This is a genomic window from Streptomyces sp. NPDC054883 (assembly GCF_053610645.1).
In genome coordinates this window covers 15,458-36,601 of record NZ_JBSGYT010000056.1, presented here as the reverse complement: position 1 = coordinate 36,601, position 21,144 = coordinate 15,458, and the positions used below count along the sequence as shown (strand labels likewise).

General features: G+C 73.9%; 15 protein-coding genes. 12 read left to right on the top strand and 3 right to left on the bottom strand.

Annotation, left to right across the window (positions count from 1 at the left end; translation table 11 throughout):
• Nucleotides 1-25 precede the first annotated feature (25 nt).
• Nucleotides 26-1,624 (top strand): outer membrane protein assembly factor BamB family protein, encoded by a 1,599-nt coding sequence (locus tag ACWGH1_RS30400; protein ID WP_453357030.1) that lies wholly within the window; start codon nucleotides 26-28, stop codon nucleotides 1,622-1,624.
• A 69-nt stretch (nucleotides 1,625-1,693) separates the two neighbouring features.
• On the opposite strand, the gene ACWGH1_RS30395 is transcribed toward ACWGH1_RS30400, so the two are convergent.
• On the bottom strand, nucleotides 1,694-2,677 hold the full coding sequence (locus ACWGH1_RS30395; protein ID WP_453409189.1) for an ACP S-malonyltransferase: 984 nt from the start codon (nucleotides 2,675-2,677) through the stop codon (nucleotides 1,694-1,696).
• A gap of 156 nt (nucleotides 2,678-2,833) precedes the next feature.
• Here ACWGH1_RS30395 and ACWGH1_RS30390 point away from each other — a divergent pair, with 156 nt between their 5' ends.
• From ACWGH1_RS30390 to ACWGH1_RS30355, 8 genes are read left to right on the top strand one after another with little or no spacing between them, the layout of a single operon-like run.
• Complete coding sequence (locus tag ACWGH1_RS30390; RefSeq protein ID WP_453409188.1) at nucleotides 2,834-4,645, top strand: fatty acyl-AMP ligase; 1,812 nt, start codon at nucleotides 2,834-2,836, stop codon at nucleotides 4,643-4,645.
• A complete protein-coding gene (locus ACWGH1_RS30385; RefSeq protein WP_453352042.1) occupies nucleotides 4,642-6,405 on the top strand; it encodes an acyl-CoA dehydrogenase in 1,764 nt (587 codons plus the stop codon). Before ACWGH1_RS30390 ends, ACWGH1_RS30385 begins: the two co-directional genes overlap by 4 nt.
• 45 nt (nucleotides 6,406-6,450) lie before the next feature.
• Nucleotides 6,451-6,801, top strand: a complete 351-nt coding sequence (locus tag ACWGH1_RS30380) for an acyl carrier protein (RefSeq protein ID WP_453352043.1) — start codon at nucleotides 6,451-6,453, stop codon at nucleotides 6,799-6,801.
• Nucleotides 6,801-9,722, top strand: coding sequence for a type I polyketide synthase (locus tag ACWGH1_RS30375; protein ID WP_453352044.1), 2,922 nt, complete (start codon nucleotides 6,801-6,803; stop codon nucleotides 9,720-9,722). The genes ACWGH1_RS30380 and ACWGH1_RS30375 overlap by 1 nt, the downstream gene beginning before the upstream one ends.
• Nucleotides 9,719-10,750 carry a 3-oxoacyl-ACP synthase III family protein gene (locus ACWGH1_RS30370; RefSeq protein WP_453352045.1) on the top strand — a complete coding sequence of 344 codons (1,032 nt, stop codon included), beginning with the start codon at nucleotides 9,719-9,721 and terminating at the stop codon, nucleotides 10,748-10,750. Before ACWGH1_RS30375 ends, ACWGH1_RS30370 begins: the two co-directional genes overlap by 4 nt.
• A 7-nt stretch (nucleotides 10,751-10,757) precedes the next feature.
• Complete coding sequence (locus ACWGH1_RS30365) at nucleotides 10,758-12,662, top strand: HAD-IIIC family phosphatase (protein ID WP_453352046.1); 1,905 nt, start codon at nucleotides 10,758-10,760, stop codon at nucleotides 12,660-12,662.
• Nucleotides 12,649-12,888 carry a phosphopantetheine-binding protein gene (locus ACWGH1_RS30360; RefSeq protein WP_453352047.1) on the top strand — a complete coding sequence of 80 codons (240 nt, stop codon included), beginning with the start codon at nucleotides 12,649-12,651 and terminating at the stop codon, nucleotides 12,886-12,888. Before ACWGH1_RS30365 ends, ACWGH1_RS30360 begins: the two co-directional genes overlap by 14 nt.
• On the top strand, nucleotides 12,885-13,739 hold the full coding sequence (locus ACWGH1_RS30355) for a 4'-phosphopantetheinyl transferase family protein (protein ID WP_453352048.1): 855 nt from the start codon (nucleotides 12,885-12,887) through the stop codon (nucleotides 13,737-13,739). The genes ACWGH1_RS30360 and ACWGH1_RS30355 overlap by 4 nt, the downstream gene beginning before the upstream one ends.
• A gap of 38 nt (nucleotides 13,740-13,777) precedes the next feature.
• Here ACWGH1_RS30355 and ACWGH1_RS30350 read toward each other — a convergent pair whose 3' ends face one another.
• Nucleotides 13,778-14,815: a LuxR C-terminal-related transcriptional regulator gene (locus ACWGH1_RS30350; RefSeq protein ID WP_453352049.1), complete on the bottom strand. Its 1,038-nt coding sequence runs from the start codon at nucleotides 14,813-14,815 to the stop codon at nucleotides 13,778-13,780.
• Nucleotides 14,816-15,239: 424 nt separating this feature from the next.
• Nucleotides 15,240-15,968, bottom strand: coding sequence for a 4'-phosphopantetheinyl transferase family protein (locus ACWGH1_RS30345; protein WP_453352050.1), 729 nt, complete (start codon nucleotides 15,966-15,968; stop codon nucleotides 15,240-15,242).
• Nucleotides 15,969-16,289: 321 nt separating this feature from the next.
• Here ACWGH1_RS30345 and ACWGH1_RS30340 point away from each other — a divergent pair, with 321 nt between their 5' ends.
• The 3 genes from ACWGH1_RS30340 to ACWGH1_RS30330 all read left to right on the top strand — a co-directional run bounded on the left by ACWGH1_RS30340 (nucleotide 16,290) and on the right by ACWGH1_RS30330 (nucleotide 21,144).
• Nucleotides 16,290-17,117, top strand: coding sequence for a metallophosphoesterase family protein (locus tag ACWGH1_RS30340; protein ID WP_453352055.1), 828 nt, complete (start codon nucleotides 16,290-16,292; stop codon nucleotides 17,115-17,117).
• A 152-nt stretch (nucleotides 17,118-17,269) separates the two neighbouring features.
• The gene (locus ACWGH1_RS30335; protein ID WP_453352051.1) at nucleotides 17,270-19,963 is read left to right on the top strand and encodes a LuxR C-terminal-related transcriptional regulator; all 2,694 of its coding nucleotides are present in this window, start codon (nucleotides 17,270-17,272) and stop codon (nucleotides 19,961-19,963) included.
• A gap of 221 nt (nucleotides 19,964-20,184) precedes the next feature.
• On the top strand, nucleotides 20,185-21,144 hold the full coding sequence (locus ACWGH1_RS30330) for a polyprenyl synthetase family protein (RefSeq protein ID WP_453352052.1): 960 nt from the start codon (nucleotides 20,185-20,187) through the stop codon (nucleotides 21,142-21,144).

Here is a 21,144-nt window from a genome sequence, read left to right as displayed (position 1 = left end):
TCACCACCCGGAAGAAGAAGTCACCATGCGCAGAAGACCCTGGTCACGGCAGGGCGCGGTCCGCAGGTTCGTCCTGCTCGCCATAGCGGCACTGACCGCCACCCTCGTCACCACGCAGCCCACCAACGCGGCCTACCTCGCGGCGAACTGGCCCACCGGCGGCCACGACATCCGCAACAGCCGGTCGAACCCGCAGGAAGACACCGTCAACAAGTGGAACGTCGGCCGGCTCAAGGCCAAATGGACGTTCACCACCCACGGCGACGTGTCCGCCACCCCCGCGGTGACCGGCGGCGCGGTCTACTTCCCCGACTGGGGCGGCTACCTGCACAAGGTCGACGCCAGGACCGGCCGTGCCGTCTGGTCGCGCAAGGTGTCCGACTACACCGGCAACCCGAACTCGGTCTCCCGCTCCAGTCCCACCGTGGTCGGCGGCAGGGTCTACCTCGCCGACTGGGACAAGGCCGTCCTGATGTCGGTCGACGCGGCCACCGGCAACCTGGTGTGGAGCAAGCAGATCGACGCGCAGTACAAGGCGGTCCTGACCCAGTCGCCCGTCGTCCACGACGGCGTGATCTACCAGGGCGTCTCCTCCCGCGAGTCCGAGGGCGCCCTCGACCCCGCCTACCCCTGCTGCACCTTCCGCGGCAGCGTCAACGCCCTCGACGCCGCCACCGGCAACCTGCTGTGGCGCCAGTACACGGTGCCCGACAACGGCGGCAGGACCGGCGGCTACAGCGGCGTGGCGGTCTGGGGCACCCCGGCCCTCGACCCGTCGACCAGCACGGTGTACTTCACCACCGGCAACAACTACACGGTGCCGAAGGAGGCCAGCGACTGCCAGACCGCCGGCGGCACCCCCGGCCAGTGCCTGGCGCCCGACGACTACGTCGACTCGGTGCTCGCCCTGGACATGACCACGGGCCGGATCAAGTGGCACACCGGCTCCGGCCGCTTCGACGCCTGGAACACCGGCTGCATCCCAGGCTTCCCGCCCAACAACTGCCCCCCCAACCCGGGCAACGACTACGACTTCGGCGACGGCGCCCACCTGTTCACCATCAAGGCGGCCGACGGCCGCTCCCGCAAGGTGATCGGCGCGGGTGAGAAGAGCGGCGAGTACTGGCTCCTCGACGCCACCACCGGCGACGTGGTCTGGAGCGCGGCGGCCGGCCCCGGCGGCCACATCGGCGGCATCGAGTGGGGCACGGCCAACGACGACCGGCGGATCTACCTCGCCGAGGCCAACTTCTTCCGCATTCCGTACACCCTGGCCGGCGGCGCCTCGACCAGCCGCAGCTCCTTCGCCGCCCTCGACCCGCAGACCGGCAGGATCCTCTGGCAGGTCGAGGACAAGACCGACGGCTACGCCTGGGGCGCCCTGACCGCCGCGAACGGCGTCGTCTTCGGCGGCTCCACCAGCGGTGCGATGTACGCCCTGGACGCGGCGACCGGAAAGTACCTGTGGGAGTTCGACGCCCCGTACTCCTCCAACGCGGGCCCCGCCGTCGTCGACGGCACCGTCTACTGGGGCAACGGCTACGCCCGGTTCAGCCAGGGCGCCGGCACCACCGGCAGCCTGACCTCCGGCACCTTCTACGCCTTCACCGTGGACGGCAAGTAGCGGCCCCGGTGTGCCGGAACGCCGAAGGGGCCGGTGCCGGAAGGCACCGGCCCCTTCGGGCGTCCTGCGTCAGGCGGCCGCCGGCGCCGGCATCCGGCGCGGCGCCGGCCGCATCGCGGAGCGCGGCGTCATCGGCACCACCTCGAAGGCGCGCGTGGTGCAGGCGACCCGGGTGAACAGCCCGTCCTGCCCGGACACGTACAGCCGCCGGACTCCCGCGCGGGACAGCGTGTCCACCACATCGGGCCAGCGCACCGTCCGCACGAAACCGTCCAGCAGCATCCCGCGCACGCCCGCGCCGGTGGTCACCACCCGGCCGTCCTGGTCGGCGACCACCGGCAGCCGGGGCTCGGACCAGGTCAGCCCGTCGAAGACCTCCGCGGCCACCTGGTCCCGCAGCCCGCCGAAGAGGTGCGAGTGCATGGGCGGCTTCATCGTGTACATCGACATCCCGCCCAGCGACCGGATCCGCCGCTGGAGCCAGTCCAGTACGGACTCGTGGACCGTCAGCATCGTGAAGTCGTGGTCGACGACGCAGGACACGTCGCTCCACTCGCCCCGCTCGTCGAGCTCCCGCCGCAGCAGCTCCACCTTGTCCTGCGGTACCCGCGCGATCGACTGGGTCACCAGGGCGGGGTGCTCGCGCCGGAAGTACCCGTCCATCACGCTCGCCAGCCGCGCCGTCATCCGTACCGCGTCGGGGAATTCGAGGACCCCGCAGTGCACGGCGGCGGCCCGCGCGCCGAAACTGGGACCGGTGACGAAGGCAGGGGTGACGTCCAGCCGGTCCGCGGCCCAGCGCGCCAGGGCCAGGCAGTTCACCACGAACGAGATCTGCCCGTAGAGGGAATAGTCGCCCTCGGTCTCCTGGTAGCGGTCGGCCAGCCGGTAGCCGAGCACCTCGTCCGCGATCGCGTACAACTCGCGCGCGTACGGGTTGACCAGCATGAACTTCGCGACTTCGGAGAAAGCGGTCGGCTGCATCCCGGGGAAGACGAGGGCCGACGGCTGCGGGGCTCCGGCCTCGGCGCCGGTGTCGGTGTTGGTGTTCATGCCCCGAGCGTCCTGCGCTCCCCCCGCCCCCGAGCACCCCTGCCACCCCCTGAGTGCGGCGCGCGCAAGCGCCCCTTAAGGACCTGCGGGGACCATCGGCGCGAAGACGAGGTCCGCCACTCCACGGGGGCCCGCAGACGCGAGGGGATGCCGCGGATGTCAGAGTCACGCTTCGCCACCTTCACCGAATTGCTCCGCGTGCGGGCGGCGGAACTCGCCGACGAGGATGTGCACATCTTCCTCCGCGACACCGCAGCCGGAACGGTGGCCGAACACCTCACCTACGGAGAGCTGGACCGGGAGGCGAGACGGATCGCCGCCTGCCTCCAGGAGTACGGGGTGGGCGAGCAGCCCGTGCTGCTGGTCTACTCCTCCACCGTCGAGTTCCTCAAGGCCTTCGCCGGCTGCCTCTACGCGGGCGCCGTCGCCGTCCCCGTGCCGCTGCCCGGCGAGGCCGGCCGCGACAAGCGGCTCAACCGCACCACCGCGGTCCTCCGGGACACCGGCGCGAAGGTCGTCCTCACCGAGACGGCCGTCGCCCCCGAGGTGGCCCTCTGGCTCGCACGCAACTCCCGCCCGGACGCGGCCTGCGTGGTCAGTGACGTCCCCGGGATCGGCGACGCGAGCGCCTGGCGGCCCGTCACCGTGCGCCAGGACGACTACGCCTTCCTCCAGTACACCTCCGGCTCCGTCTCCGAACCGCGCGGCGTGACCGTCACCCACCGCAACCTGCTCGCCAACCAGGCCGCCCTGCAGAAGCTGCTCCACACCACCCGCGAGGACCGCTTCGGCAGCTGGCTGCCGTACTTCCACGACATGGGCCTCGTCGCGCACCTCCTGCACCCCGTCTGGCTGGGCACGCACAGCGTCCAGGTGACCCCGCTCTCCTTCGTCAAGCGCCCGCTGCGCTGGCTCCAGGCCATAGACGAGTACGGCGTCACCGTCGGCGGCGGCCCCAACTTCTGCTACGACCTGTGCGTGCGCCGCGTCAAGGACGAGCAGATCGCTGCCCTGGACCTGTCCCGCTGGCGCCTGGCCCTCAACGGCGCCGAGCCCGTCCGTCCCGAGAGCCTGGACGAGTTCGCCGAGCGGTTCGCCCCGGCCGGGTTCCGCCCCGAGGCGCTGCGCCCCTGCTACGGACTGGCCGAGGCGACCCTCGTCGTCTCCGGCGGCACCCCCGGAACCCCGCACGTGCGCAAGGACTTCGACAAGAGCGCCCTGGAACGCGACCTGGTCGCCGGCGCCGGCGACCAGGAGCGCGTGCAGACGCTGATCGGCTGCGGCAGACCGGTCGACATCGAGGTGCGCATCGTGGACCCGCTGACCCACCACGAGCTGCCGCCCGGCGCCGTCGGCGAGATCTGGCTGCGCGGCTACAGCGTGGCCCGCGGCTACTGGCAGCGGCCCACGGAAACCATCAGGACCTTCCGCGCCAGCCTCAACGACGAGGAGAGCGGCTTCCTGCGCACCGGCGACCTCGGCATGTTCGACGACGGCGAGCTGTACGTCACCGGACGCCTCAAGGAGGTCGTCATCATCAACGGGCGCAACGTCTACCCGCAGGACGTCGAATGGGCGGCCCGCACCGTCAGTCCCGCCCTGACCTTCGGGGTGGGCGCCGCCTTCTCCGTCGACGCCGGCCGCGAACACCTCGTCCTCATCCAGGAGGTGCGGGGCGCCGGCTCCGCCGAGCTGCGGACCGTCGCACAGAAGATCCAGGCGCTGATCGGCAAGGAGTTCGAGATCCCGGCCGGCAACGTGCTGCTGGTCCGCCCCGGCGCCGTTCGCCGCACCAGCAGCGGCAAGGTACAGCGCACCCTCATGCGCAAGCTCTTCCTCGACGGCCTGGTGCGCGGCGAGTACGAGGTCCTCACCCCGGACGTACGGGCGCTCGCCCGCGCCGACGACGTGCTGTTCGGCGAGGACCTGCTGCGGCCGGAAGGAGCCGACGGAGGCCGGCGTTGGTGACGTCGCTGCTGGGCGACCCGGCGGTGGCGCAGGGCCGTGCGGCCCAGCAGCGGGAGCAGGCGGTGCGCGAGCGCGTCGCCCGGCTGGAGACGCTGTTCGGCGACCCCTCGGACCCGGCCAACCCCGTCGGCTACACCGCGCTGCTGGAAGCGGACCGGGCGGCCGTGCCCTTCGCCGCCGGCGAGGCGCTGCTGGACGGCTTCGGGATCGCCGACGAGTACGTGCCGCGCTCCCTCGGCGGACGCCTCGACGGCATGGACGCCCTGGTCCGGATCATGCGCCCGGTGCTCCGCCGGGACGTGGGCCTGGCCATGGGGCACGGCATGACCACCTTCATGGCGGCCTCCGACGTGTGGGCCGCCGGGAGCTCCCGCCAGCGCCACCGGCTCGCCGCGCTGCTGCGCGGCGGCGGCAAGGCGGCCATCGCCCAGCACGAGACCGCCCACAGCAACGACTACGTCCGCAGCCAGGTCACCGCCCGCCGCGGCCCCCGCGGATACCTGATCAGCGGGGGCAAGCCGATGGTCAACAACCTGGAACGGGCCGGGGCGCTGGTGCTGTTCTGCCGTACCGACCCGGCACCCGGCAGCCGCAGCCACTCCGTGCTGCTGCTGGACCCCGAGCAGCTGACCGACACCCGTACGGCCGTCGCCGCCCGCCGCACCAACGTGGGGCTGCGCGGCTGCCGCTGGGCCGGCGTCGAGTTCGACGACTGCCCGGTGCCCGAGTCGGCCCTGCTGGGCCCGGAGGGCAGCGGCATCGAGACGGCCCTGCGGTCCTTCCAGATCAGCCGTACGGTGATCTCCGCGACCGCCGTCGCGGCGCTCGACACCAGCCTGCGCACCGCCGTCCGCTTCGACCGGGAGAGCTCCGGCGGCTGGCAGGGCCGCGGGATCGACGGCAGGACCGGCGCGGCCCTGACCAACGCCTTCGTCAACCTGCTGCTGTACGACAGCCTCGCCGTCGTCGCCACCCGGGCCCTGCACCTGCTGCCCGCCGAGACCAGCGTCTACTCGGCGGCGCTCAAGTACCTGCTGCCCCGGGTGCTCACGGAGACCATGTACGACCTGTCGATCGTGCTCGGCTCCGGCTTCTACACCCGCGAGGGCACCCTCGGCATCTTCCAGAAGCACGTACGGGACGTGCCGGTGCTCAGCCTCGGTCACGCCGGCACCGTCGCCTGCCAGGCCACCGTCATCCCGCAGATGCCGCGCCTGGCCCGCAGCTCGTGGTTCGTCGAGGACGAGGCGCCGGCCGGGCTGTTCCGGCTGCGCGGCGACCTGCCGCCGCTGCGCACCGACCGGCTGAGCCTGGCCTGCGGCCGGGACTCCCTCACCGCGTCGATGCTGGTGGCGGCCGCCGGGATCGAGGGCAGCGGTCCCGTCGAACGGGCCCTGCGCACCCTCGCGGGGCAGCTCGTCGAGGAACTGCGCGACGTACGCGAGCGGGTGCTGCGGCTGGAGGCGGCCGGCTCCGCGTCCTCGGCGCAGCCCGCGAGGTTCGCCCTGATGGACCGGTACGCCCTGCTGCTGGCGGCGGCCGCCGTACTCGGGCTGTGGGACCAGGGCCGCTACGGCCCCGACCCGTTCCTCGCCGACCCGTCCTGGGCCGCCGCCGCGCTGCACCGCATCGCCCGGCGGCTGGGGACCCGGGTCGCGGACCTGCCGCCGGAGTGCGAGACGCGGATCCGGCACGAGGTCCAGCTCAGGTTCAGCACCCAGATCAGCTACGACCTCTACTCCACCCCGATCCCCGGCTGACCCCGGCGCACGCCGCACGGGCCGTACGCACTGAAGGAGACCACGATGACCGCTCCCACCACCCGGACCACCACCGCGGCCGGCGGCGTCCTGCCGCACGAGTGGCTGCTGGACCGGCTCTCGCTCTACCTGCGCCGCCCGCCCGAGAGCATCGACCCGGGCGTGCCGCTCGCCGAGTACGGCATGGACTCGGTGGCGGCGCTCAGCCTCTGCGGCGACCTGGAGGACGAGTTCGGCCTGGAGGTGGAACCCACCCTGCTCTGGGACCACCCGACCGTGACCGCCCTGGTCCGGCACCTGGAGCAGGTGCTCCCGGAAGCGGCCCCGGCCGCCGCCGCCGTCGAGGGCGCCGACGCCCCGTCCGCCGCCCTGACGCCCGCGCGGGACCGGCGCTGATGGGGGACATCGCCATCGTCGGGATCGACTGCGCGTTCCCCGGGGCGGCGGGCGCGCAGGCGTACTGGGACCTGCTGATGCGCGGCGGGAGCGGCACCGGCCCGGTCCCCGCGCAGCGCTGGGCGGCCCGGGAGTTCCCCGCTGTCTGCGGCAGCGGCGGCTTCATCGACGACGCCGATGTCTTCGACAGCGACTTCTTCTCGATCGCCCCGCGCGAGGCCGCCGCCATGGACCCGCACCACCGGCTGCTGCTGCCCTGCGCCTGGCGGGCGCTGGAGGACTCCGGCCGCGCCCCCGGCGAACTCTCCGGCACCGAAACCGGGGTGTTCGTCGGGGTGATGGGCGGCGAATGGGGCCGGCTCACCATGAGCGACCTCGCGCGCGTGACCCCGCTGCTGGGGGCGGGCAGCAGCGCCGGGATGGCGGCCAACCGGATCTCGTACCACTTCAACTTCACCGGGCCGAGCCTCGCCGTCGACACCGCCTGCTCGTCCTCGCTCGTCGCCGTCCACCTCGCGGCCTCCGCACTGCTCACCGGGGAATGCGACACCGCCCTGGCCGGCGGGGTCAACATCGTCCTGTCGCCCTCGCTGGGCCTGGTCTACGAACAGCTGGGCCTGGCCGCCTCCGACGGGCGCTGCAAGCCCTTCAGCGCGGACGCCGACGGCATCGGGCGCGGGGACGGCGTCGGCCTGGTCGTGCTGCGCCGGCTCGACGACGCGCTCGCGGACGGCCAGCGGGTCTACGCGGTACTGCGCGGCAGCGCCGTCAACCAGGACGGCCGGAGCAACGGGGTCGTCGCCCCCAACCGCTGGTCCCAGCAGCGGGTGCTGAACTCCGCGTACCGGCGGGCCGGCACCACCCCCGACCGGGTCGCGTTCGTCGAGGCGCACGGCACCGGGACCGTACTCGGCGACGCCATCGAGTGCGCGGCGCTCGGCGCGGTGCACGGCGTCCCGCGCGAGACGCCCTGCGCGGTCGGCTCCGTCAAGGGCAACCTCGGCCACACCGAGGGCGCCGCGGGCATCGCAGGGCTGATCAAGGCGGCGCTGGCCCTGCACCACCGCATCGTGCCCGCCAGCCTGTTCGCCGACCGGGAGAACCCCCGGCTGCGGCTCGGGGAACGCGGCCTGCGGCTGCTCAAGTCCCCGATGCGGCTGCCGCGCGGGGAGAGCCTGGCCGGAGTCAGCAGCTTCGGCATGGGCGGTACGAACGCCCACGCCGTCCTGGCCACCGCGCCCCGCGCCCCGCGTCCGGCCGCGGCCCGTACCGCCCGGGGCGCCGCCGGGGTCTTCACCGTCAGCGCCGACACCCCCGAGGCCCTGCGCCGCAACCTCGCCGCGCACGCCGAGGCGGTGGCCCGGCGCCCGCGCGGGGGCACGGCGGCCCTGTGCTGGAGCAGCAACCGGATCAAGACCGGGCTGCCGCACCGCTTCGCCGCCACCGTGCGCGACAGCGACGAACTCGTGGACGCGCTCCGCGAGGCGGCCGGGCGCCCCGACGCGGCCGGCGGCGCCGCCCGCCCCTGGGGCCGGCCCGTCGTGGCCTTCCTCTTCACCGGGCAGGGCACGGAGTACCCCGGGATGACGGCGGCGCTGCACCGCGAGTCCCCGGCCTACCGCCGCCACCTCGGTGAAGCGGACGAGGCCCTCGCGGGCCACCTGGGCACCTCGGTGCGCGAGCTGATCCTCGGCGGCGACGAACGGGTGCACCGCTCGAAGTTCGCCCAGCCGGCCCTGTTCGCCGTCGGCTACGCCCTCGCCCGCACCCTCACCTCGCTCGGCATCACCCCCGCCGCCGTACTCGGCCACAGCCTGGGCGAGTACGCGGCGGCCGTCACCGCGGGCGCGCTCGAACTCGACGAAGCCGCCAGGCTGGTGGTCCGGCGGGGCGCCCTGATGAGCGAACTGCCCCGGGGCGGCGGCATGAGCGCCGTCGGCGCCGCCCCCGGCGAACTGGCGGACGTCCTCGCGCGGGAACCCGGCGTGGTGACCGCCGCGCTGAACGGTCCCGCCGACACCGTGCTGTCCGGCCCGCTCGACGCCCTGGCCAGGATCGGCAGGGAACTCGTCCTTCGCGGCGTCAAGGTCAAGCCGCTGCCCGTCGCCCACGCCTTCCACTCGCCCCTGCTCGCCCCGGCCGCCGCCGACCTGCGGACGCTGCCGGTGCGCTGCGCGCCGCCCGCGCTGCCGCTGGCCTCGACCCGGCACGGCCGGATGCTGCGCCACGAACCCATGGACGCCGACTACTGGGCGGACCAGATCGAGGAGCCCGTGCTCATGGACACCGCGCTCAAGGCGCTCGTATCGGACATCGCCCCGACCCACCTGATCGAGATCGGCCCGCGCAGCCAACTGCTGGAGATCGCCGCCCGGGGCGGGCGCGCCGCCGGAGCGGAGTTGCTGCACCCGGCCCCGGGCGGGCAGGCGACCGGCCGCGACCTCGCCGAGACCGTCGCCGCCCTGCACCGGTGCGGGCTCGACCCGCGGTGGGAGGAGCTGTACGCGCCCGAGCACCGCGCGGTCGAAGCCCTCACCCCGTACGTGTTCTCCGCCGCCCACCGGTACTGGGACCGGCCGGCCCCGCACGCCGGACCGGCGCCCGCCGCCCCCGCGCCCCAGCCCGCGCCGACCGGCCCGCCGCCCTCCGGACCCGCCCAGGACGACGACCCGGTGCTGCTGGCCGTCGTGGCGGCCGTCAGCGAGGTGGGCGGCCACCCCACCGAGCGAGTCGTGCGCGAGGCCCGCTTCCACGAGGACCTCGGCTTCGACTCGGTGATGATCATGCAGCTCAAGAACCGGGTCGAGGCCCGGCTGCCCCGCGTCGGCGAGGTCTCCGTACAGCAGATGCTGCCCGCGCTGCGCTCGGTCGGCTCGCTCGCCGCCTTCCTCGGCGACGTCATCACGGCGAGGTCGGCATGAGCCGGGCGGCGGACCACGGCACCGTCTACCTGGCCGCGACCGGCACCGCGCTGCCCGGAGCCCCCGTCGACAACGCGGCCCTGGCCGCCCTGCTGGGCGTCAGCGAGGAGTGGATCGACCTGTTCGTCGGCACCCGGACCCGGTACTTCGGCTGGGACCCGGTCACCGGGGAGGTCCGCGGCACCCTCGCCGACCTCTGCGCCGAGGCCGGCGCACAGGCCATGGACGGCTGTGGACTGGGCCCCGCCGACATCGAGTTCCTGATCCTCGCGACCGCCACCCCCGACACCCTGCTGCCGACCACCGCCAGCGAGGTCGCCGACCGGCTGGGCCTGGGCCACCTGCCGGTCTTCCAGATCCAGGCGGGCTGCTCCGGCGCGATCCAGGCCATCGACCTCGGCCGTACCCTCGTGCGCGGCGGACGCCGGGCCGGCCTGGTCATCGGCGGGGACGTCACCCACCGGTTCCTGTCGGCCGCCCCCGAAGCCGCCCGGATGCCGCGCGAAGAACTCGTCAACTACGTCCTGTTCGGGGACGGCGCGGGCGCCGCGGTCCTCACGGACGAACCCGAAGGCGAACGCGTCGCCCTGCGCGCGGTGCTCAACACCTGGACGGGCCAGGGGCGCCCACCCGGCCAGCTACTGGACTGGTACGGGACCACCGACCGCGGTTCCGGCCGGCGGATGATCTCCGAGGACTACAAGGCGATCGAGGAACACGTGCCGGCGATCACCGTCGAGATCCTCTGGGAGCTCCTCGGCGGCCTCGGCTGGAGCCTCGACGACATCGGCTTCCTGCTGCCGCCCCAGCTGTCCGAGCGGATGACCGCGCGGATCGTGGAGCGGCTGCCGGCCGGCTCCGCGCGGGAGATCTCCTGCGTCTCCCGGACCGGCAACACCGGCAACGCCCTGCCCTTCCACCAACTGGACCTCCTCCTGCCACAGTTCACCGCCGGATCGCGCGCGCTGGCCCTCTGCGTGGAATCCAGCCGCTGGTTCCGCGCCGGGCTCGCCCTGGAGAAGGTGTGAGGCACCCATGACGAACGCACTGGCCCGGCTGCGCGAACTGCGCGAGCGGGGACTCCTGGAGAAGGCCTACGACCAGGTGCCGGGACTGCTCGCGGAGGCCGCCGACACCCGCGAGCCCGACGGCCCCGTACTGGCGCAGGCCGGCCGGCTGCTCGCCCGGCTCGACCCCGACGCCGTACTGGCACACCACCCGCACACCCCCGTCGTCACGGTGGCCGTCACCGGCCAGTCCACCGTCGGCCACGTCATCGACCCCCTCACCGGCGAACTGGCCCGCCACGGACTGCTGCTGCGGCCGGTCCGGGGCGAGTACGGGACGTACCTGCGCGACCTCACCGACCCCCACGGTCCGCTGCGCACCCCCGCCCCGGACCTCACCCTGTGCCTCCTCGACGCCGAGACCGTGTTCGCGCAGGTCCCGGCGGTGTGGCGGCCCGAGGACGTGGCGGCGGCCGGGGAGGAGGCGCTGTCCCGGTGCGCGGCACTCGCCGACGCCGTCCCCGGCACCCTCGTGCTCAACACGCTTCCGCTGCCCCGCTGCTACAGCCACCAGCTGGTCGACCACCGCTCCCGGGCCCGGCTCGGCGCGATCTGGCGGGAGTTCAACGCCCGCCTGCTGCGCCTGACCGAATCCGCCGGCCGGCTGGTGGTGATCGACCTGGAACCCCTCGTCGGCGCGGGCGGCCCCGTCACCGACCCCTGCCTGGACCGCTACGGCAAGGTACGGCTCGGCGCGGGCCTGCTCGCCGCGTACGCCCGCGAAGTCGCCCACCTGGCGCGCGCCGAGCGCGGCCGCGTCCGCAAGTGCCTGGTCCTCGACCTCGACCACACCCTGTGGGACGGGGTGCTCGGCGAGGACGGCCCCGACGGCATCGCCGCGGCCGGCACCCTGCGCGGCGAGGCCTTCGGGGCCTTCCAGCGGTGCGTGCGCCAGCTCGCCTCCCAAGGCGTGCTCCTCGCGGTCAGCAGCAAGAACGACGAGGACCTGGTCCTGCGGACGCTGCGCGACCACCCCGACCTGACGCTGCGCGAGCAGGACTTCGTCCTGGTCCGTGCCAACTGGCGGCCCAAGGACGGCAACCTCCACGACATCGCACGGCAGCTGGACCTCGGTCCCGACGCCCTCGTCTTCGCCGACGACTCACCGGCCGAGCGGGCCCGGGTGCGCCACGGCGCGCCCGAGGTGGCCGTCGTGGCCCTGGACGACGAGCCGGCGCTGCACGTGACCCGGCTGCTCGCCGACGGCTGGTTCGACACCCTGCGGCTCACCGAGGAGGACCGGGCCAGGACCGGCGAGTACCGGCGCCAACGCCGGCGCCGGGCCCTGCGCCGGGCCGGGGGATCGCACGAGGAGTTCCTGCGGGCCCTGGAGGTCACCCTCGACCTCGGGCCGCCCCGCCGCCACGAGTTCGCGCGCCTGTCGCAGCTGAGCCTGCGCACCAACCAGTTCAACCTCACCGGCGGCGGCCACCCGGAGTCCGAGCTGGCCGCACTGGCGGCCGACCCGGACCGGCTGCTGCTCGCGGGTCGCACCGCCGACCGGTTCGGAGCCAACGGCCTGGTCGCGGCGGTGCTCGGGACCTTCGAGGACGGCGCGCTGCGGCTGGACGGCATGTGGCTCAGCTGCCGCGTGCTCGGCCGCGGCATCGAGCGGGCGGTCCTCGCCGTACTGCTGGCCCAGGCCCGCGACCTCGGGCTGTCCGCCGTGACCGCCCGCTACGTACCCACCGCGCGCAACCACCGCGTCCGCGACTTCTATCCCTCCTGCGGGTTCACGGAGCGGACCGCTCCACCGGAACGCGAGGACATATCGGTGGAGTTCCACCATGATCTGACGCGGGTGCCGGACGTCCCGGGGCACGTGCGCGTCACCGCGACCCCGGGGAGAAGGCCGGCGGATGAGTCTCGATAACGTCGACGTGTTCCTCCGGACGGTCCGCGACGATCTCGGCCTGGACCTCCCCGGCCCGGCGGGCGCGGACACCGCACTGGTGGACCTGCCCGGCTGGGATTCGCTGAACCTGCTCCGGCTCGTGGCGCTCCTGGAGGAGTCCGGCCACCGCGTCCCGGTGCACCGCCTGCTGGAGGCGCAGAGCCTCCGCGACATCCACAGCCTCGTGAAGGAGTACCGCCGATGACCGCCCCGGGCAGTCCCACGCTCGGCCCCCCGCTCGGCGAGCCCGTCGCGGTCGCTGCCGGGGGCGCGTCATGGGACCGGGTCCGGGAGGACCTCGCCACCCACGGAACGGCCCTGGTCTACGCGTGGCTCGACGACCTGGAGCCGGGCCTGCCGTCCGGCGACGGGCTGCGCGAGCTGCTCGGCCGGGACTGGACGCGCTTCCTCGACCTGACGCACGCCGACGTGCGCAACCGCTACATCGCCTCCCGGATGCTCCTCAAGCACGCGGCCGGTGCGGTGCTCGCCAGCGATCCCGCCGACCTGGAACTGGCCTACGGGCCGACCGGCCGCCCGTACCTGCGGGGCTGCGACCAGATCGACATCAGCCTCAGCCACACCGAGGACCTGCTGCTCGTCGGCCTGACGACCTGCGGCCTGATCGGCGTCGACGCGGAGCGGGCCGACCGGGAGATGTACGGCGGCGGCCTCGGCCGCCACATCTGCACGCCCTACGAGTCGGTGCTGCTGTCGGGCATGCCGGAGGCGGAGCGCAACGGCGCGCTGGTGCGGCTGTGGACCCTCAAGGAGGCGTACAGCAAGGCCATCGGGCAGGGCATGCAGTTCCGGTTCACGGAGTTCGGCTTCGGGCCCGACGGCAGGCCGGTGCGCGTCCAGCGGCCGGACGGCACGGCGGGCACCGGGGACGAGTGGATCTTCCGGACGTTCCCGCTCGACGGCGGGTACGTCGTCAGCGCCGCCGTGTACGACGCGGGCTTCGGCCGGCTCCAGGACGCCCACGTCACGACGATGCTCGACCAGGACTGCGTGGACGCCATCACGGAGGCGCTCGACGAGGACACGGGCTGGTGAGCGCGGCCGGGGCGGTTCGCGCCCCGGCCCGCGCCGGGTCAGCCCGGGGAGGGCGCCGACTCGCCGGAGAGCAGCTCCTGGCGCGCCGCGTTGTAGCCGGCCTGGAAGCGGCTCGTCGCCTCCAGTTCCTCGGTGATGTCGGCGATGTGGCGGCGGCAGGTGCGCACCGACATGCCGAGCCGGCGGGCGACCATCTCGTCCTTGTACCCCTTGGCCATCAGCCGGATGATCGACCACCTCAGCTCGTCGGAGGAGGCGGCGGACCGCTGCGACTCCACCATGTAGGCCGACGCACCGTCCCACAGGTACTCGAAGACGGAGCACAGGAACGCCACGAGCGTCGGCTCGCGGACGATCGCCGCGCCGGGGGCGCAGCCCACGGAGGAACGTTCAGGCAGGAAGGCGACCTCACGGTCGTAGATGATCAGCCGGTCGATCACTTCGTCGGCGGTACGGATCTCGGCACCGTGCCGGGTCACGTCGCGGACGTACGAGCGGGTCGGCAGGTCGTTGCGCGCCGTGTGCTGGTAGATCGTCCGGATGCGGACACCCCGGGCCAGGGTGGACAGCGCCGACTCGCGGGCCTGGTCGAGGAGGTCGGCGGGCCGGGCGCCGCCGGGCTGGACGGTGAGCAGCTCGCTCTTGCAGTTCTGGCTGAGGTGGTCGAGCATCGCCTGGATCCGCGAGACGTCCGTGATGATGTCGAAGGCCTCGAGCCGGTTGCGCAGCCTGCGTCCCTCGAAGTAGAGGGGGGTCAGGGACAGCAGTTTGGCGCGTACGTCGGTGACCGCCTGCTGGAGGTCGCGGATCTGCCGTTCGGCCGGCGCCACCAGGGAGGCGGCCGCCACGTCGGGGGTCACGGGGGTCAGTTCGGCGGGGTTGCCGGGCATCGACTGCAACAGGCGGACGCCGCGGAGCACCTGCTCCACCCGGGCGATCTCCTCGGGCGTCAGGGAGAGCTGCTCGGCGACCTGCTCGCGGACGAAGCGCCCGGACTCGACGGCCAGCCCGTACGCGGTGGCGCTGACGTCGTCCAGCTCTGCGAAGCCTGAATCCGGTGCCTCCCCTGTGAACATCTCAGCCCCCACTGATCGATGTAATTGCTGCCACGTAACTTTACGCCAGCGTCGGCCTCTTGGCGCGAATGATCGATGTCAAGCACTCTATTCGCATCACCCGGGGTCACCAAAGCCGGAAAATTCGGACAGGTGCGGGTGTCGGAACCTGATCTTCAACTGGGGGAAGGCGTGAGGGTAATTTCCGGCAAATTCTCTGCGATCTGCTTGACCGTACTCACCGGTATAGTCCTGACCGTCATGGGGGCGCAGTTCATGTCCGGGGCCGTCGTGGTGAACGCGTTAAGCCTGTCGGTCACGATCACGGGGAACGGCAGCCTCCTCGGCGCCCCGCAGGTACCCGAGGACGACCGCTGGGGGTAGGGGGTGTCTGACGGCTCAGGGCCGGATAGCCCCTGAGCCCGCGACGTCACCGGCGGCCAGGTCAGCAGGCGCTCCCCGCAGGGCAGAGGCGGGGGGCGCTTCGCCGTTCCGGGGCGACCGCGGCGACGGGCCGGGCGGCCGGCACCGCGATCGCGCTGAGCAGCACCCCGTCCACCGCCGACCAGCGGCCGCTGAACGCGTGCGGCCCGGCCGTCGAGAGGGCCGCGGGGTCCGGCAGCAGCCGCGCGCGGAACGTCTCCTCGGCGGCGTCGATGCTGACCAGGGCGTCGGTGAAGTCCAGTTCCTGTCCGGTCAGGGGGAACCACGTCTTGTAGACGGCCTCCTTGATGCTGAACAGCAGCCGGTCCCACGAGACCTCCGGCACGGACCGCGCCAGCTCCCGGGTCCAGCGCAGTTCCCGGGGCAGCGCGATCGACTCCAGCACCCCGGCCGGCAGGGCGGTGTTCGTCTCCGCGTCGATGCCGACCGCCGCGAACTCCGCCGAGCGGGCGAGGGCCACCCCGCGGAAACCCGCGCAGTGCGTCATGGACCCGACGACCGAGGGCGCCCACTGCGGGGCGCCGCGCCGGCCCGGCACCACCGGGGCCGGCGGCAGCCCGAGCGAGTCCATCGCCCGTCGGGCGCACCAGCGGACCGTGCCGAACTCCAGCTTGCGCTTCGGTACGGCGTTGCGGATGAGGCTCTCCTCCTCCGGGTAAAGGAAGACCCCGTCCGGATCGGCGGTGGCCTCGGCGGTGGCGACGTTCGCCGGCAGGAGCTTCGTGAGCACGGCATTTCCTCTGGTCGCGGGACGGTGCCGGGCCGGGTCCGGCCTGACCACCCCACGCTCGCGCCGCCCGGCCGCCGGGGCCAGGAAACCGAGCGCCACCCGTACCGACCGGGCCCGGCGAGGCCGCCCGGGCGCCAGTCCGCTGCCATCCGCGGGCCCGTGCGGGCGCGGACTGCCCCGACGCTGGCACGGCCGGTAGCGGCATTGCCATCCCCCTGCCATAGCGCGGGGCGGAAGCCCCGGCGGCAATTCAGGGGCCCGGCAGGGGTGTCCGGCACGCGGGACCCCGGCCAAACTCACGGAATGCCGCACGGAAACCTCATGGGCATCAGCGACCTCCATGTCGCATTCCCGGAGAACCGCAGGATCGTCGAGGAGCTGTATCCGCAGAGCCCCGCCGATTGGATCGTCATCGCCGGCGACGTCGGAGAGTCACCCGAAGACCTACGGTGGGTGCTCGAACGGCTCACCAGGCGATACGCCACGGTGATCTGGGCACCCGGGAATCACGATCTGTGGACCCTGCGCGACGACCCCGACGGCCCGCGCGGCGAGGCGCGCTACCGGCTGCTCGTCGAAATCTGCCGCTTCTTCGGCGTGCACACCCCCGAGGATCCCTACCCCGTGTGGTCCGGGCCCGGCGGCCCCCTCGTCGTGGCCCCCCTCTTCCTGCTGTACGACTACTCCTTCCGCACCCCGTCGGCGGCCACCCGGGAGCAGGCCCTCGAAGAGGCGTACGCGGCAGGGGTGGTGTGCAGCGACGAGTTCATGCTGCACCCGGACCCCCATCCCTCCCGCGAGGCCTGGTGCCGCGCCCGGGTCGCCCACACCGAACAGCGGCTCGCCGCCTGCGACCCCGAGTTGCGCACGGTGCTCGTCAACCACTTCCCCCTCGTCCGCAACCCCACCCGCATCCTGCGCCACCCCGAATTCGCCCAGTGGTGCGGCACCGAGCTGACCGCCGACTGGCACGTGCGCTTCCGGGCCGCCGCCGTGGTCTACGGCCACCTGCACATCCCGCGCACCACGTGGTACGACGGAGTGCGCTTCGAGGAGGTGTCCGTCGGATATCCGCGCGAGTGGCGTACCCCCGGCCACCCGCGCAACGTCCCCCGCCGCATCTTCCCCGCCGCGGGCCGCGGGGATTGATGCCTGGCAGCTTCCGGACACCGTGAGCGGCCGAATGCAGGCCTACACTGAGGCCTGAATTACCGCTCAAGCATTGCTCGATCATTCCTGTATCCGCATTCGTCCATTTCATCGGACGCGCGGACCGGGGACACTGGGGGACTCTTATGGTGTTGTTCCGCCGTGCCGAGGAACTATCCCTTGCCCATGCGCAGATCGACGGCTGCGCGGAAGGGAACGCCGGATTACTACTCATCGAAGCGGCCGTCGGCTGCGGGAAAAGCGAATTCCTTGAAGCCGTCGCCGGACACGCCCGCGCCCGTGGCTGCCGCGTACTGCGCGCCATGGGAACGGCGGCCGAAAAGGGCGACCCGCTGGGCGTACTGTGCCAGCTGGCCGCCGACGCCCCCGCCGGAGCGCTGCCCCACCCGCCGCAGGCACCCGGTGCGGGCCGGGTGGAGGCCATGCAGGCCTTCGCCCTCTGCGTCCGCGAACTCAGCGCCACCGCACCCGTGGTGATCTGCGTCGACGACCTCCACCACGTCGACGAACTCTCCAGCCGCCACCTGCTGCACCTCGCCCGCGGCAGCCGCCAGGCCCGGATCCTGCTGGTGTTCACCGAGTCCCTCCACGAACGCGGCGACGACCCGCTGCTGCGCACCGAACTGCTCCGGCTGCCCCACTTCGTCCGGCTGCGGCTCGACCGGCTGAGCCCCGAAGCGGTCCGCGCGATGCTCCCGGACCGCACGGAGGCGGAGACCGGCCGGCTGCACCAGGCCAGCGGCGGCAACCCGCTGCTGTTGCGCGCCCTGCTCCAGGACCCCTCGGTCCGGCCCGGGGAGGCGTACGCGCAGGCCGTACTGGCCTGCCTCCACCGCTGCGGGGCCGCCACCACCGAACTGGCCGAGGCGATCGCGGTACTCGACACGCTGGCGAGCCCCGCCCACACCGGCCGGCTGAGCGGAGCCACCGAAACCGCCGCCGCCCGGGCCGCCGCGGCCCTCGACGCCGCCGGCCTGCTCGACGGCCCCGGCTTCCGCCACCCGGCCGCACGCGCCGCCGTACTGGACCGCATGGACCCGGCGGCCCGCACGGCCCTGCACCGCCGGGCCGCCCTGCTGGCCCGCGCCTCGGGAGCACCCGACACCGAGGTCGCCCGCCAGCTCCTCGCCGCCCGGCACACCGCCGAGGACTGGGCGCTGCCCGTGCTGCGCTCCGCCGCCGACCAGTGCCTCGCCGACGGCGCCCCCGAGCGGGCCGCGGACCTCCTGCGACTCGCCCACGAAGCCTGCCCGGACGAGGCCCGGCGCGCCGACATCGGCATCAGGCTCGCCGCCGTCGCCGCGCGCACCGACCCGGCCGCCGCCGAGCGCCACCTCCTGGAGCCCCTGGCCGCCCTCGCCGAAGGCCGGCTCGAACCGCGCGCCTTCGGCCCGCTCGCCCGGGTGCTGGCCGCCCAGGGCCGCATCGACGAGTCCGCCGACGTACTGGAACGGCTGGCCGCGGCCGGCGGACGGCGCCCCGGCACGGACCGCCGGCCCGGCGAGGTCCCCGGCGACGACCCGCTGGACGGCCTCTCGGCGTTCCCCCAATGGGCCGCCTGCGACCGCACCGGCGCTCCCGACCGGCCCGGCCCGCTCACCGGCCGCCCGGTGCGGACCGCGGCCCACCCGGCGGCCATGTGGGCGCTCCCCGTGGAGCCGGAGGAGGCCACGGCCGCCCACGCCGCCGAACTCTTCCTGCGCGGCGCGACCCTCGCCGAAGGCACGGTCGAACCCGTCGTACAGGCCCTGCGCACCCTCCTCTACCTGCACGGCGCCGCCCGCGCACTGCCCTGGTGCGAGGCCTTCGCCCGGCAGGCCCGGCAGCGGGGCGCCACCGGCTGGCAGGCCGTGTTCGCCGGGCTGCTCGCCGAGGCGCGGCTGCGCCTGGGCGACCTCACCGGCGCCGCCGAAACCGCCGAGGGAGCCCTGCGCACCGTCCCCGAGCGCGGCGGCAGTGCCCTGCTCAGCGGCGTCGCCGGCACGCTGGTGCGGGCGTACACCGCCATGGGCCGCCCCGAGGAGGCGGCGGCCGTACTCGGCCGGCCGGTCCCCGACAGGCCCGCCGGCAGCGTCCACGGTCTGAACTACCTGCGCGCCCGCGGCCGGCACGCCCTGGCCACCAGCCGCTTCCACGCCGCCCTGGGCGACTTCCTCGACATCGGCCGCCACATGAAGCGCTGGGGCCTGGACCGGCCCCGGGTGCTGCCCTGGCGCGCCGACGCGGCGGAGGCCCTGATCCGGCTCGGCCAGGTCCACCAGGCCGAACGGTTCCTCGCGGACCAGCTCACCACCCGCGACGCCGGCGACCCCTGGGTGCGCGGCATCACCCTGCGGCTGCGGGCCTCGCTGCGCGAGCCGAAGGAACGCCAGGCGATGCTGGCCAAGGCCGTCGACGAACTGCACCGCTCGGGCGACCAGTACGAACTGGCCCGCGCCATGACCGACTTCGGGCAGGTCCTGCGGGAAATGGGCGAACCGGCCCGCGCCGCCATGGTCGACCGGCGGGCCTGGCACGTGGCTAAGGAGTGCGGCGCCGAGGCGCTGTGCGTGCAGATCCTGCCCGGCCACACCGGCGACAGCCCCGGCCCCGGGGAGGGCGCCGACGGCCCGGACGCCGACCTCGTGGCGAGCCTCAGCGACTCGGAGAAGCGGGTGGCCCTGCTCGCGGTGCACGGCCACACCAACCGGGAGATCGCGCAGAAGCTCTACATCACCGTCAGCACGGTGGAGCAGCACCTCACCCGCGTCTACCGCAAGCTGGAGATCCCCGGCCGCCAGGCACTGCCCGTCGACTTCCACCTGGGGGTCACGGAGTTGGTCTGAGCCGGAGGTGACCGGACGACGGCAGGAGCGAGGACGCGAGGTGGCGGGGGTATGGCAAGCTCATGGCAAGCCCGCCCCTGGTCCGCCCCCTCGTGGCAGACAACTGGCGGACCGGGCCCCCACCTCCCCCCGGTCCGCCCTCTGTAGCGTTCCTCGATGGTCCCCTCGAGCGGTGTCGGGGAGAGTCGTTCATGAGGCCGTAGCCCACCAGGGAGGGCACCATGACGACACCGACAGACCACCAGCCGTGGCGTACCCGGACACCCGCCCAGGTCCGCGACGCCATGCTCGACCGGGTCGAGGAGCGACTCGCCCGGCTGCTCGCCGAAGAGCACCGGGCGCGGCGCACCTGCGATCCGCGCAGCGCCGTACTGGTGGCGGGCGTCGCCGAACTCGTCCAGGCCGGCGCCGAGCGGGCGCACCCCGTCATCTGCCTCACCGGGTACCTCGCCGCGGGCGGTGACCCGGAGGGCGAGGACGCCGTCGCCGCGGCCGCCGCCCTGGAACTGCTCGACACCTGCCTCATGATCCGCGAGGACGTACGGGACAACGCCCCGTTGCGCCGCGGCATCCCCACCCTGCACATCAGCCACGCCGCCGAGCACGAGCGCAACGGCTGGCGCGGCGAGCCCCGCCGGTTCGGGGAGGGCACCGCCGTGCTCGCCGGGGACCTCGCCCTCGCCTACGGCGACCGGCTCGCGGTGCGGCTCCCGTACGAGGCCTGGCGGTGGTGGGACGAACTGCGTACCGAACGGGCCATCGGCGCGCACGTCGAGGCCGCCGCGGCGACCGAGTACCTGGACGACGCCTGGCCCGGCCAGTGCGTCTCCGGCTGCGGCAGCGGCTGCGCCGCCGGCTGGTACGGCCTGCGCCACGCGCTGCTGATCGGCGCGGCGCTCGCCGGCCGAGAGGACCTGCGCGAGGCCTACGAGGAGTACGCCCGCGCCCTGCACGGGGCCTGGCGGATCCGCGGCTTCCTGCGCGGCGGCCCCGGCTTCGGCGGCGACGCCCAGTTCCTGCGTGACGTGTTCTTCGACGAGCGGGCGCGCGCCGGGGCCGAGGAGACCATCGCCGAACTCCTGGGGCGCGCCGACGCGGCGGTGGCGGCCGCCCCCCTCGCCCCGCACTGGCGCGCCGAACTCACCGCCTTCGCCCGGCGCGTGGCGGGCTGCGAGTACTGA

Excerpts from the sequence above, each read along its gene's own strand:
- ACWGH1_RS30375 (WP_453352044.1), top strand. The coding sequence starts at position 6,801 with ATGGGGGACATCGCCATCGTCGGGATCGACTGCGCGTTCCCCGGGGCG.
- ACWGH1_RS30350 (WP_453352049.1), bottom strand. The coding sequence starts at position 14,815 with ATGTTCACAGGGGAGGCACCGGATTCAGGCTTCGCAGAGCTGGACGAC.
- ACWGH1_RS30390 (WP_453409188.1), top strand. The coding sequence starts at position 2,834 with ATGTCAGAGTCACGCTTCGCCACCTTCACCGAATTGCTCCGCGTGCGG.
- ACWGH1_RS30360 (WP_453352047.1), top strand. The coding sequence starts at position 12,649 with ATGAGTCTCGATAACGTCGACGTGTTCCTCCGGACGGTCCGCGACGAT.
- ACWGH1_RS30355 (WP_453352048.1), top strand. The coding sequence starts at position 12,885 with ATGACCGCCCCGGGCAGTCCCACGCTCGGCCCCCCGCTCGGCGAGCCC.
- ACWGH1_RS30365 (WP_453352046.1), top strand. The coding sequence starts at position 10,758 with ATGACGAACGCACTGGCCCGGCTGCGCGAACTGCGCGAGCGGGGACTC.
- ACWGH1_RS30380 (WP_453352043.1), top strand. The coding sequence starts at position 6,451 with ATGACCGCTCCCACCACCCGGACCACCACCGCGGCCGGCGGCGTCCTG.
- ACWGH1_RS30400 (WP_453357030.1), top strand. The coding sequence starts at position 26 with ATGCGCAGAAGACCCTGGTCACGGCAGGGCGCGGTCCGCAGGTTCGTC.
- ACWGH1_RS30330 (WP_453352052.1), top strand. The coding sequence starts at position 20,185 with ATGACGACACCGACAGACCACCAGCCGTGGCGTACCCGGACACCCGCC.
- ACWGH1_RS30395 (WP_453409189.1), bottom strand. The coding sequence starts at position 2,677 with ATGAACACCAACACCGACACCGGCGCCGAGGCCGGAGCCCCGCAGCCG.
- ACWGH1_RS30370 (WP_453352045.1), top strand. The coding sequence starts at position 9,719 with ATGAGCCGGGCGGCGGACCACGGCACCGTCTACCTGGCCGCGACCGGC.
- ACWGH1_RS30340 (WP_453352055.1), top strand. The coding sequence starts at position 16,290 with ATGGGCATCAGCGACCTCCATGTCGCATTCCCGGAGAACCGCAGGATC.